This is a genomic window from Roseibium sp., from assembly GCF_051016195.1.
Lineage (GTDB): Bacteria > Pseudomonadota > Alphaproteobacteria > Rhizobiales > Stappiaceae > Roseibium.
On record NZ_CP134616.1, the window covers coordinates 6120576 to 6133352 of the forward strand.

12 protein-coding genes are annotated in these 12777 nt (G+C 62.6%); all 12 read right to left on the reverse strand.

Features of this window, described 5'->3' with window-relative positions; genetic code table 11:
- Positions 1 to 25: 25 nt before the first annotated feature.
- The 12 genes from RDA78_RS27805 to RDA78_RS27860 are packed head-to-tail and all read right to left on the reverse strand — an operon-like array spanning position 26 to position 12776.
- Positions 26 to 901, reverse strand: a complete 876-nt coding sequence (locus RDA78_RS27805; protein WP_434052986.1) for an amidohydrolase family protein — start codon at positions 899 to 901, stop codon at positions 26 to 28.
- Positions 898 to 2001, reverse strand: coding sequence for a vWA domain-containing protein (locus RDA78_RS27810; RefSeq protein ID WP_434052987.1), 1104 nt, complete (start codon positions 1999 to 2001; stop codon positions 898 to 900). Before RDA78_RS27810 ends, RDA78_RS27805 begins: the two co-directional genes overlap by 4 nt.
- Entirely contained in the window at positions 1998 to 2879 is an 882-nt protein-coding gene (locus RDA78_RS27815; protein WP_434052988.1) for an AAA family ATPase, read from the reverse strand. The genes RDA78_RS27810 and RDA78_RS27815 overlap by 4 nt, the downstream gene beginning before the upstream one ends.
- Positions 2880 to 2882: 3 nt before the next feature.
- Positions 2883 to 3905, reverse strand: coding sequence for a xanthine dehydrogenase family protein molybdopterin-binding subunit (locus RDA78_RS27820; RefSeq protein ID WP_305989022.1), 1023 nt, complete (start codon positions 3903 to 3905; stop codon positions 2883 to 2885).
- Between the two features lie 2 nt (positions 3906 to 3907).
- Positions 3908 to 5761 (reverse strand): xanthine dehydrogenase family protein molybdopterin-binding subunit, encoded by a 1854-nt coding sequence (locus RDA78_RS27825; protein WP_434052989.1) that lies wholly within the window; start codon positions 5759 to 5761, stop codon positions 3908 to 3910.
- Positions 5761 to 6243 carry a (2Fe-2S)-binding protein gene (locus tag RDA78_RS27830; RefSeq protein ID WP_434052990.1) on the reverse strand — a complete coding sequence of 161 codons (483 nt, stop codon included), beginning with the start codon at positions 6241 to 6243 and terminating at the stop codon, positions 5761 to 5763. The genes RDA78_RS27825 and RDA78_RS27830 overlap by 1 nt, the downstream gene beginning before the upstream one ends.
- Positions 6240 to 7046: an FAD binding domain-containing protein gene (locus tag RDA78_RS27835; protein WP_434052991.1), complete on the reverse strand. Its 807-nt coding sequence runs from the start codon at positions 7044 to 7046 to the stop codon at positions 6240 to 6242. The genes RDA78_RS27830 and RDA78_RS27835 overlap by 4 nt, the downstream gene beginning before the upstream one ends.
- A gap of 3 nt (positions 7047 to 7049) precedes the next feature.
- Positions 7050 to 7493, reverse strand: coding sequence for an SRPBCC family protein (locus RDA78_RS27840; RefSeq protein WP_434052992.1), 444 nt, complete (start codon positions 7491 to 7493; stop codon positions 7050 to 7052).
- A gap of 17 nt (positions 7494 to 7510) precedes the next feature.
- Positions 7511 to 7969, reverse strand: coding sequence for a nuclear transport factor 2 family protein (locus RDA78_RS27845; protein ID WP_434052993.1), 459 nt, complete (start codon positions 7967 to 7969; stop codon positions 7511 to 7513).
- A gap of 36 nt (positions 7970 to 8005) precedes the next feature.
- A complete protein-coding gene (locus RDA78_RS27850) occupies positions 8006 to 8443 on the reverse strand; it encodes an SRPBCC family protein (protein ID WP_434052994.1) in 438 nt (145 codons plus the stop codon).
- Entirely contained in the window at positions 8443 to 11928 is a 3486-nt protein-coding gene (locus tag RDA78_RS27855; protein ID WP_434052995.1) for a flotillin domain-containing protein, read from the reverse strand. The genes RDA78_RS27850 and RDA78_RS27855 overlap by 1 nt, the downstream gene beginning before the upstream one ends.
- A 20-nt stretch (positions 11929 to 11948) precedes the next feature.
- Entirely contained in the window at positions 11949 to 12776 is an 828-nt protein-coding gene (locus tag RDA78_RS27860; protein WP_434052996.1) for a phosphoenolpyruvate hydrolase family protein, read from the reverse strand.
- Position 12777: the final 1 nt, after the last annotated feature.

Genomic DNA, 12777 nt, shown 5'->3' on the forward strand with positions numbered 1-12777 from the left:
GAAAGGCAAGCAGGCTGACCGGCGGCTAGAGCCGGTAGATCCGTTCAGCCGTGTCGTGAAAAATCGCTTGTTGTTTGCTTTTCGAAAGTCCCTTCGCGCCCTGCCGGAAGGCTGCGAAAAGATCTGCGTAGGTGGTCCAGAGCTTTTCGATCGGAAAGTTCGACCCGAACATGCAGCGCTCGGCTCCAAAGAGGTCAATGCTCTGCTTGATCATGAAGGCAATGAAGTCCGGATCGTTCTTGTGAATGAAGGTGCCGAAGGCCGACAGCTTGGTGTAGACGTTCGAGCAGTCCGCGAGCCTGCGCATGCCCTTGCGCCAGGCCTTGACACCTTCAGGAGACGTGTCCTCCAGCATGCCCGCATGCATCAGGATAAACGGGACATCCGGGCAGCTCTCGGCGAGGCCGGCGGCGTCTTCCATCTGCGACGCGAAAACCTGAAGATCGAACGACCAGCCGTAGTCGGCTAGGTGAGCGATGTTCTGGCGCACGAGCGGGTCGGCCGGCAGGCCCGGATGCGGGGCAAACCGGTAGAGCGGGTTTTCATGCCAGTGCAGTTGCTGGCGAATGCCGCGCATCAGCGGGTATTTCTTCAGCCTGTCCAGCTGAGGGCGCACATCGTTCACCGTAAAGTCGGCGAAGCCGACGATCCCGTGCGGCCAGCCGGACTGGTCGGCGACGGACTGAACCCAGGCGACTTCGTCCTCGAACCAATTCGGTGCCCAGTTGGCCTGGACATAGACCGACTTCCCGATCCCGGTTCCATCCAGGTCGGCCAGGAATTCGTCGATCAGGTAGTCCCGCTTGATCGCAGCGTAGGGGCCGAAGATACGCGGCTGTTCGGGGCCCAGGAGCCAGGGCAGGTCCTTTTGAAGCCAGATATGATGGTGTGCGTCGATCATGCGGGCCTCGCAAGGGAAAGAACGTGGGTGCACATGGCGTCGATCCGGTCGCCGGGCACGAGTGCATCGAGATGGGGAAGGCACGCAGACAGCGCTTCCGTGCGCGGTTCGTAGAGAGGATCAGCGGCCAGCGGCGACAGCCAGTCGAGCCGCCAGGACACCCGCGACAACCGTTGTACGGCCGAAATCAGTGCTTCCGGAGAGCCGCGCTCAAGGCCATCGGAGAGCACCAGCGTCGCGGCCCCGCGCGCGTAAGCGGCGAATCGCGGAACGGCCAGAAAGGCCCCAAGGGCCTCGCCGATACGCGTGCCGCCGTCGAAATCGGCGACCGCCGCCCCGACACCATCGAGCGCGCGGTCGGCATCCTTGATCCTGAGAGGCGCAGTAATACGCGTCAGCCGCGTTCCGAGGCTGAAGACCTCGACACTGTCCGCCGACTGGACCAGTGCATGGGCAAAGCGAAGCGCGCGGTCGCTCTGGTCCTTCATCGACCCGGACACATCGATCAGGAGAAGAATGCGGCGCTGCTTCGTCTTGCGCCTTGTCTTCGGCAGATCGAAGACCTCGCCGTCGCGCCGGAGGGCCTGCCGCAAGGCGCGGCGCAGATCTATGCGCGTTCCGCGGTTGTCGAGGAAGCGCCTGTAGGACTGCCTGCGCGGCAATTCCTTCCGGGCGCGCCTGGCCAGATCCCTGAGCGCATCGGGATCGGCGATTTCAGCAAACTGCCGGCGCCCCAGGAGTTCGGCGGACGTTGCCAGTTCGCCCGGTTCTTCCTCGCTTTCGTCCTGGTCGACCTCTATCGTCTCAGAGGACGGTTCGAATGCCTCCACGCCTTCTTCGCCGTCCTCGTCCTCGATCGGTGCAGCCAGCGCCTGCCCGAGGAAAAAGGCCTGGAACAGCGCATCGAATTCCACGTGACGCTCGCGCGGGATCGCCAGGGTGGCAAGAGCAGCGCGCCGGATATCGGTGATGTCGCGAGGGCCCAGGAGGCTGATCGACTGCAGGAAGTCGATGGTCTGATCAGGCGCAACGGCAAAGCCATGCGCCCGCAGAATTGCCGGGAACTCGACAAAGGGTCTGCTGACGCGGGGAAGGGTCATGCGGCCTCCTGCGGCATGAAACCGTCGAGCCGTCCTTCAAGAAAGGTCAGGTCATCGTGGTCCTTGAGCGCAACGCCGATCGCGCGGCGGAACGCCTCGGGCCAGGCCGCGCCCTGATTGTGCAGCAGCGTTGCCGCTTCCGCCCACTCCACCGTTTCGGCAACGCCGGGCGGCTTGGCGAGCGGTTCCGTCCTGAGCCTGGCGACCGCGCCCGCGACCGCGTTTGCTGTTGCCTCGGCTACGGTACTCGCCCGTGCCATGACAATCCGGGCCTCAAGATGAATGTCCGGGTAGTCGATCCAGTGATAGACGCAGCGCCGCCGAAGCGCCTCGTGAAGGTCGCGGGTACGGTTGGAGGTCAGAACAACGACAGGCGGACGCGCAGCGCGCACCGTTCCGGTCTCCGGAATGGAAATCGCGAAGTCGGACAGGAACTCTAGCAGAAAGGCCTCAAACTCCTGATCCGACCGGTCGATCTCATCGATCAGGAGCACGCAGTCATCGGGAGAGCGTAACGCTTCCAGCATCGGACGCTGGAGCAGGAACTGGTCCTCATAGATGTTGACGTAATCATCCCCGGCCTGCCGGATCGCAAGCATCTGCCTCGTGTAGTTCCATTCATACAGCGCGGACGCTGCATCAATCCCTTCGAAGCACTGCAGCCGGACAACGCGCCTGCCGAGCACCGAGGAGATGGCCTTTGCCGCTTCCGTCTTGCCGACACCCGGCGCGCCTTCCAGAAGCAGCGGTTTTCCAAGGGCCAGGGCGAGATAGGCAGCCGTCGACAGATCGTCTCCCGCGATGTACTGCGCGGCATTGAGCGCATCCCGGAGGCGATCCGGACTGTCGATCCCGACGATGGACGGCTTGACGGGCATGGGTCAGCGCGCTCCCTGCGGACGTGCGCCGCCATTGGCGAGGATGCCCCGCAAGACCTTTTCCGGCGTGATGGGCAGCGTATCGCATCTGACGCCGACGGCGTTGTAGACGGCGTTGGCAATCGCCGGAAGAACGGGATTGGCGCACATCTCACCCGGCCCCTTGCCCCCGAAGGGCGCGTCCTCGGCGGGTCTTTCCAGAACGGCGATGTTGTGGTTCACAACCTCGCCCGGCCCGGGCATCAGATAGGTGTTGAAGTCCACAGGACCGTGGCTCCGGTCCGGGTAATAGGGTTCGGTGGTTTCATAAAGGGCGTGCGAGACACCCATCCAGGCACCGCCGATCAGCTGCTGCTCGACAAGACGCGGGTTCAAGGCCCGCCCCACTTCATAGGCGGAATTGATCTCGGTGACCGAGACCTCGCCGGTTTCATCGTCAACTTCAAGATCGACGACCAGCGCGGCATGCGCGAAACAGGACACCGGCGTCATCTCACCGGTATCCGGATCAACATCGGAGGGCGGGATCAGGAAGATACCGCGCCCGGAAAGGGTCCGACCCTGCTTGAACTGCGCTGCGATGGCCGTATCGGCGACGGTGATCGTGCGGCCGGGCGCCCCCTTGACCTGGATATTGCCCTGGCCGTCCGTTTCGAGATCCGTCGCATTGACTTCCAGCTCTTCGGCCGCGGCCTCAAGCAGCGCTTTGCGCGCCTCGGTCGCCGCACGGATCACGGCATTGCCGACGCGGTGCGTTCCGCGCGAGGCAAAGGAGCCCATGCAGTGAGGCCCGGTGTCGCTGTCCGCCGTGTCGACATAGACGTCCGACACCGGAACCCCGAGCGTTTCCGCCGCAATCTGGCGCGTGACCGATTTCATGCCCTGCCCCAGGTCGATCGAGGAGAGCGACACCATGAACTTGCCGTCCGGGGTTGAATGCACCAGAGCCTGGCTCGGATCACCACCGAGGTTCATGCCGATCGGGTAGTTGATGCAGGCAAAGCCGCGTCCCTTGTGAATGGCCATGATCAGCGCCTCCTTGAGCCGGACAGGAAACGGGAGACGCCGGGCCGCTTGACCCCGCGCGAGAACGGTTGCTCGGGTTTGTAGGGTGCCGGAGCCGGATCTGGAGCCGCCTGCGGAGGCTGGGGTGCCACGGGTTGCGCAGCGGAGGGCTGTGGTGCGACAGCATGCTGTGGCGGCACGGGCGCAGCAGCCGGAGCCGCTGCCGGCGGAACCGGGGCCGCCGGAACCGGGGCCGACGGTGTGGTACGCGGTTGCGGCGATGCCGCCGGAGCGTGCCGGAAGCCCATGCGCCCCGGGTCCGTGATCATGTCCTCGTCCTGAGGGGCCGCCGCGACGATCGGTATGCCCTGCGTCCCGGCTGCAACGCGGCCTTTGGAAGCGGCGCCCACTCCGGGCTCCGTCGGAATATCAGCGCGTCTGCGTTCGCCGATCCGGCCAACGCTGTCGGTGATGCTTTCAGGGATCTCCGCCCGCGTGCCGCCGCCGCCGGTCAGACTGGACTGACGCGCCGCGTCGGCACTGATCGCCCATCCGGATTTCTGGCTGGCGACCTGGCAGCATTCGATCAGCGCCGTGTTCTTCGCCAGCCGGCGATGCGGCTTCATGTCGCCGTCCCGGTAGGCGTTCAGGATCCTGAGTTCGATCGGGTTCAGGCCGACGGCTTCCGCAACCTTGTCCATGTGACACTCGATGGCGAAATCGACACCGGTGATGCCGAAACCGCGCATGGCGGTCGCCGGTGTCCGGTTGGTGAAGACGCAATAGACGTTCGAGGCGACATTCGGGATCGAATAAGGTCCCGGAATATGGCCGGTACACTTGATAATGGCGTAGGACGAAAGCCGCGTGTAAGCGCCTGCATCAAAGAAACCGGTGAACGCCCGGGCCAGAATGCGGCCGTCTCGCGCAACACCGTCCTTGATGCGCCAGCGCTCCGCACCGCGCGGCGCGCCAACCTGCATTTCCTCCGCACGATCCCACATGAACTTGACGGGCCGCCCGGTCAGAACCGCGCCAAGGACAGACAGGGGTTCGACGATACTGTCGACCTTGCCGCCAAAACCGCCTCCGACGGTTCCACCGACAAAATGCAGGCGGGATGACGGCATGTTCAAAAGCTTGGCGGTCGTACCCAGCGAAAAGAACAGTGCCTGTGTCGAGGTGTAGCAGACGAAGCGGTCGTTGGTTTCCGGTGCGGCGATCGCGCCGCAGGTTTCGATCGGTGCCTGCTCGATCGGCGACATCTGATATTCGCCTTCCACGATGTGATCGGCTTCGGAAAAGCCTTTCTCAACATCCCCGAACCGCAGCTTCTGGTGGTCGTAGAGATCGTGATAGTCGAAGGTGTTGTTCGGATAGACCTCGTTGACGACCGGCGCGTCCGGCTTCAACGATGCTTCGGGATCGAGAACGTGCGGCAACACCTCGTAATCGACCCTGACGGCGGCGCAGGCATCGCGCGCCTGGGCTTCGGTTTCGGCAACGATCGCGGCAACAGGCTCACCGGCGTAGGCGACCTTCGTGTCCTGGATCAGTTTCTCCTCGTCCTTGCCGAAATTGATCAGTGAGAGGAGCGTGTTGAGATTGTTCGGTACGTCTCGCGCCAGCACGACACGCACAACCCCGGGCATGCGTTCCGCCTGACTGGTATCGATGGACCGGATGCGCGCATGGTGATGTGGTGAGCGCACGCAGCGCATGTGCAGCAAACCGTCGAACAGGTGATCGTCGTAATAGGGCGAGCGTCCGGTCACATGGCCCAGGATGTCCTGGCGCCGCGTCGGCTTGCCGATTTCCTGCAGGTTGTCATCGCGTTCGTCCGCGAAGAGGTCTTTTCTGAATTCAACCGATGACATCAGCCGGTCCTCCGTGTCGGCTGACCGCTCGCGGCCAGAATGGCGTCGATGATCGGCTCATAGCCCGTGCAGCGGCAGATGTTGCCGGAGATCGCCTCGACAATTTCCTCCCGGCTCGGGCGCGGTGTCCGGTCAAGCAGGGCCTTTGCGGCCATCAGCATGCCGGGCGTGCAATAGCCGCACTGCGCCGAGAAATTCTCCATGAAGGCTTCCTGCAACGCGTGGAGATTAGGGCCGTTGCCAAGACCGTTGGTGGTCTCGATCTGCTGCCCCTCGACCGATTCGGCAAGTGTCAGGCAGCTCAGGTGCGGCTCCCCGTCGATCAGCACGGTGCAACTGCCGCAGGTTCCCTGACCGCAGCCGTATTTGGGTGACAGGTCGCCGACGCCGCGACGCAAAAGGTCGAGCAGGTTCTGCCCCTCCTCCGCAAAAACAGCAGCGGGTGAACCGTTCAATTGAAACTGGACCGGCTTCTTGGTCATGATCGGCTCCCCTCGCCCAGCAAGAGACGTTTCAGATGGACCGGCGCAACCTGGCTGCGATACCAGCCCGACGCCAACCCGTCATCGGGCGGGCTTAGTCCTTGTGTTGCCGCGGAAAGGGCACCGGAGATCCCGTTTTCATCAAGCGATGCGCCTTCAAGCGCTGCTTCCGCTGACCTGGCCCTGACGGGTGTTGGCGCCATGGCTCCGAAAGCGATGCGCGCGCCGGAGATGCGGCCGGCGGAGCGCGGCAGCCAGGCGGCAAGGCTCATCACCGAAACGCCCTTGGGCTTCACCCGGCTGACCTTTCGAAACCTGAAATCATCACCTGCGGGTCTGGCGATCGAGACGGATTCAACGAGCCGTCTTTCGGTGTCTCGTGCGGCCAGCAGACTTTCCAGATCGGTCTCACTGCCGTCGGACATGCGAAGCTTTCCGTCGAGCGCCAGCAGCGCAACCGCGAAGTCGCCATAGGGGTGCGGCGCGAAGATGTTGCCCCCGACAGTCGCCATGTTCCGGATGGCCGGACCGCCAACCTGCCGCGCGACGGGATGCAGGAAGGAGACGTCGGAGGAACGAAGGACGTCGCCCATCGTCGCAGCCGCGCCGATAATGACACGCGCGCCGTCCGCTCTGATGTTGCGCAACGCCGTGACGCTGCGCAGCCGGACGATTTGCGGGGCCGACAATTCGCCGTAGTTGACACTGCGCATCACGAGCGTTCCGCCTCCCAGAAACACCGCCTGACCGGCGCTGCTCGCGGCCGCTTCCTGAAGCGTATCGACCGTCGTTACCGTCACCATGTGTTACGCCTCCACCCCGATTTGTTCAGCAATTGCCTTGAAGCCGGCGACGTAGATGTCATTGCCGACCAGCTCTGCCAGTTCCTTGTCCCGCCCCCTGGGCGTGTCGAACCGGCTTTCCCATTCCCACATCGTCCAGTCCCCGTCGGTCACGGGAAAAAGGCGCACATGCGCGACGTAGTTGAAGAGCGGGATCGGCGTATCCAGCAGGCAATAGGAAAAACTCTGTTCCAGATCGGACATGGTCAGCAGTTGCTCGCGCAGTTCCGATCCGTCCTGCAGCCTGAACCGGCGCACTGCCCCAACCCTGTCGGAGCTTTCTCCCCGCTCCATCTGGCTGGTGGCAACGGCCGGGTGCCAGCGGTCGTGGCCGTTGAAGTCACGCAGGACATCCCACACGGCATCGACCGGTGCCTTCAGAACTGTGCTGCGAACAACCTTGACCACGACCGCTTCTCTTTCGATTACTTGAATTTCATGTCGTTGGGATCGAACGTGGTGACCTGGGCATACATCAGGCCGTCCCGCGTTACGTAGGCATCGGCACCCTTGTAAGGCTCGGCGAGGAAGTCAGCTTCCACGCGCCACGACACGTTGACGGTGTCGCCGATCGTCTTGACTTTCTCGGCTATGAAAGTCGCGCCCTTGAATCCGCCCTCTTCGCGCGGTTTGCAGAAGCCCGCAAAGACATCACCAATGTTTTTCCGGCCCTCGATCCAAACCCCGTTCGGCAGGATGAACAGAACCTCTTCTGGGTACTGGGCCATCAGCCGGTTCCAGTCACAGGCGTTCAGCGCCTCGATATGTTCGAAAGTGACGAGTTCGGCATTTGGCTGAACCACGAGCGGCGGCAGATCCTGCGCCATGGCGGCCGAAGCCAGAAAACCAAGTCCAACTGCACCCAAAATAGTCCGGTATGTCATTGTCCATCCTCCATTTTTGACAACGAAACCTTGCACTCACCCCCCGAAATGCCTCTTCAGCGCATCGAAACCGCCCTGGAAGACATTCGTCCCGATCCCGCTAACGAGATCGTCCTCGTTTTCCGGATCGCATTCGAACTCCGCAGACCATTCGATGAAGGTGCGGTCTCCTTCGGTGACCGGGGTCAAACGAAGGGTCGCGATGTACTCGCTGAGCGGCATCGGCCCTTCCAGCATCGAATAGCTGTAGAAAAGGTCGTAGTCGGACAGGCCCAGCAGCTGTTCGCGGATATTGTCGCCGTTCTGCAGATTGAAGTTCCGGATACACCCAACCTTGTCCGCGGGCAGCGCATCCTCGATGCGGCTCTCCCTTATCCTCGGGTGCCACTTGGGCAGGCCGTTGAAATCCCGGATCCGCTCCCAAACCTTGGCCGCCGGCGCGTTGATCACGGAGGACGTGTAGACCCGGGCCATTACTTGCTCTCCTTCGAGGAGCCGGAACCCTTGGGCTTGTCATCCGCCTTGAGACGCTTCATCTCGTTTGCCGCGCGGGTCATGTCATTGGCTGTGCGCATGACATCGGACTTGGCCAGATTGGACCCGTCGATGCCGATATCGCTTAGTAGGCTGTCGACCATCGGGGCTTGGACCCGGTATCGCAGGGCCGAGTTGATGACCTCGTCGGTCGGGCTGCCGCCGCCACCGCCACCGCCACCGCCGGCCGCACCGCCGTTGCCGTCAGCCCAGCCGAGACCGCCCGAGCCATTGCCGCCCAGTTGCATGATCTTGATATCGTTGATCTTCTCAAGCGGCTTGACGGATGCGGCGACGATGCCTTCGACATGCTCCAGCATCTTGCGCTTGAACAGGGAATGACGGGCACCGTCCGTGAGCACGTTTTCCGCCTCGTTGATGAGCTTCTGCGCCTCTGCTTCCACGGCCCTGCGGATGCGTTCGGCTTCTGCAGCGATGCGCTTTTCCTCTGCTTCCTTTTCGGCCAGAACCACATCGACGGACTTGCGGCGGGTGGCGACTTCCGTCTCCTGTGCCGTCTTGACTCTTTCCGCTGCCTCGGTGGCGCGCGCCCGTGCGGCTTCCGCTTCGACTGCGGCAGCGCTTTCGTCAAGTGACTTCTTGTAAAGTTCGATGGCCTTGTCCATCTGGGCGCTCTCGACCGATTTCTCGCGTTCGATCTCCAGACGCCTGCGTTCCGTCTGATGTCCGATACGGGCATCGTCCAGACCACGTTCGGAGGCGATCTGCGCGCGCTCGATCTCTTCCTGGCTGACGATCTCGGCTTCGCGCAACGCCTGGACGCGGGCGATCTCGAGCTGCTCGAGTACCTTCTTGCGTTCCAGCTTCTTCGCGTCGAGTTCCTGTTCCGCAAGGATCTTTTCCGCATCGATGGACTTTGCCTTGGCAACCCTGGCCGCCTCGACCGCCTGGTCTGCGGCAACCTGTGCCTCGTCGATGGCCTTGTTGCGGGCGATCTCCAGCGACCTGATCTTTTCGTCCCTGGCGATCTTCTCGGCCGTTGTCTTCTGTTCCTGCGCGATACGTGCCTGCTCGACGCTGCGTCTTGAGGCAACCTCGGCCGTTTCGATCGCCTCGGTCTTCTCGATTTCGCGGGTGCGGATATCGGCATCCTTTGCGATCTCCGCCGTACGCACCTTGTTCTCCTGCGCGATACGCGCGGCCTCGACAAGCTCCTGCGCGGAAATGTTGGCGACATCGACCGCCCGGTTGCGGGCAATCTCGCGTTCGCGCAGATCCTGCTCGTAGGCGATGCGTTCCGCGGCGACCTTCTTTTCCTTCGCGATGCGCGCCGCTTCCGTTGCCTCCAGTTTGGCGATTTCGGCAGCCTCGATCGCCTTGGTGCGGGCGACGTCGCGTTCCCGCGTTGCCTCCTCACTCTCGATCCGCTGCAGCGTGATCTTGGCTTCCTGTGCAATCCGGGCCGCGTCGACAGCTTCGCGCGCCGCGATCTCCGCTTCCTCGACCGCCTTGTTGCGCTCGATTTCCAGCCCGCGTGTTTCCTGTTCGAAGGAAATGCGTTCTGCTGCGATCACCTTCTCCTGGGCGATGCGCTTGGCTTCGGTTGCCTCCTTGGCGGCGATATTGGCCGCGTCGAGGGCTGCCTGACGGGCAACATCACGCTCGTCGGTCGCCTCCTGTGCCGCGATGCGTTCGAACGAGAGCTGCTTGTCCTGGGCGATGCGTGCCTTTTCGACCGCCTCGCGCGCTGCGATCTCGGCCTCGTCGATTGCCTTGTTGGAGGCAATTTCCAGGTTCCTGATGCGCTCTTCCTGGGCAATGCGCGTCTTGTTGGTTTCCTCGCGGGCAGCGATCTGGGCAATGTCGATCTGCTGCTGACGCTCGATCTCTAGCGCGCGCGTTGCCTGCTCGGACGCGATGCGCTCGGCAGACAGAGCCTTTTCTCGGGCGATCCTTGCCGCTTCCGTTGCTTTCTGACTGGCAATTTCTGCCTCTTCCAGGATCTTCTGACGCTCGATCTCAAGCCGCCGGGTTTCGCGATCCGCCTCGATGCGCGAGGCATTCACGGTCTGCTCCTGGGCAACACGCAGCTTTTCAGCCGCTTCGCGGGATGCGATCTCGGCCTGTTCGACAGCAAGATTGCGGGCAATCTCCCGTTCGCGGGTCGAGCGCTCGAAGGTGATCCGGGCTTCGGTCACCGCTTCTTCCTGCGCGATCTTCGCCTTTTCGATCAGTTCGCGTGCGGCAATGTCGGTTTCCTCAATGGTTTTCCGGCGCTCGATCTCAAGCGCTTCGGTTTCCCGGTCCTTGGCGATACGCGCCTCGGACAGCGAACGTTCCTGCGCGATCCGGGCCTTTTCAACCGCTTCCTTGGCGGCAATGTCGGCCGCCTCGGTCATCTGCTGTGTCTTGATCCGCTCCTCGGTCAGGTTCTTTTCCTGTCCGATCCGGGCTTTTTCCACCGCTTCGCGGGTCACGATCTCGGCTTCGTCAATCACACGCTGGCGGTCGATTTCCTTTTGGCGGACCTCCTTCTCAGAGGCGATGCGCGCCTCGGAGATCAGCCGCTCGTTTTCAATCCGGGCAGTCTCGATCGCCTCCCGGCTCAGAAGAGACGCCTGTTCGGCTTCTTTCTCCCGCTCCGCCCGTTCGCGGACAAGATCCGTGTGCTGCTGGGCGCGCCGGAACTCGATTTCGCGCTCCTGTTCCAGGCGCGCGTTTTCGCTTTCGCGTTCGATGTCCAGAACCTGCTTTTCGGCTTCCAGGTTGCGCGAGCGGATGCGGATCATGGAATCCTGTTCGATATCGTTCCGCAGCTTGCGTCTGTCCTCGATCTCGCGGATGACGGTGGTCAGACCCTCGGCGTCGAACCTGTTGGATGGGTTGAAGTATTCGATGCCGGTCTGGTCGATATCGGTGATCGCAACGCTTTCAAGCTCCAGCCCGTTCTTGTCCAGCCCCACCTGCGCGGCCTCAAGCACACGATCAACATAGACGTGGCGGCTTTCGTGAAGTTCCTCCATGGTCATTTCCGAGGCGACGGTTCTGAGCGCAGAGACGAACTTGCCCGACAGCAGCGAATGAATGCGTTCAGGTTCAAGCGTGCGCCGCCCGAGGGTCGATGCCGCCAGGCTGACCGCCGTCTTCGTCTGGCCGACCCGCACATAGAATTCCGCGTCCACGTCGACCCTGAGACGGTCCTTGGTGATCAGCGCGTCTTCCTTTTCCCGGGTCAGCGCCATTTGCAGCGAGTTCATGTTGACGGGCGTGATGTCGTGGATGATCGGCCAGACGAACGCGCCGCCGTCGATCACGACCTTCTCGCCCAGGAAACCCGTTCGCACGAAGGCGACTTCCTTGGTCGAGCGCCGGTATAGCCAGTGCATCACCCAATAGAGGATGAAGACGACGATGACCGCGAGTATGAGCCAAAGCACCAATTGCCCGATGAGCTGACCAGCCATGTTCGTTCCTCCCCCCCGGCTCAAGAGCCGCGGATTTCCTTGAATTTTCTGGTTTGTTCGACGAGCGCGACCTCGGTCGGCAGGCGCTCCATGGAGGAGGCGCCGTAAAAGCCGTGACAGTTGCGCGTGTTCTTCAGGACGAATTCGGCGTCATCCGGCATCGCCACAGGGCCGCCATGCACAAGGACGACGGCGTCGGGGTTGACCGCAAGGGCCGCCGCGGACCACTCGTCGACGATTGCCGGACAGTCCGCCAGCTGCAGCGAGGTTTCCGCGCCGATGCTGCCGCCTGTGGTCAGACCGAGGTGGCACACGATGATGTCGGCGCCCGCACTTGCCATCGCTGTCGCGTCTTCCGTCGAAAACACGTACGGCGTCGTGAGCATGTCTTTCCGGTGCGCCATCGCGATCATGTCGACTTCCAGCTGATAGGACATGCCGGTCTCTTCCAGATTGGCCCGGAAGTTTCCGTCGATGAGTCCGACGGTCGGAAAGTTCTGAACACCGGAAAACCCGGCGGATTTGACCTCGTCCAGGAACTTGTCCATCAGCCGGAACGGGTCCGAAGCGCAGACGCCCGCAAGGACCGGCGTGTTCTTCACGACAGGCAGAACTTCACCCGCCATTTCCATGACAACGCTGTTGGCATCGCCATAGGGCATCAGGCCCGCGAGGCTTCCCCGCCCGGCCATCCGGTAGCGGCCGGAATTGTAGATGACGATCAGGTCGATACCCCCGGCTTCCTCTCCCTTGGCGGACAGACCCGTCCCGGCGCCGCCGCCGATGATCGGTTCACCGCGGGCAATCATCGCCCGGTATTTTTCGACAAGTTGCTTGCGTTCGAACATC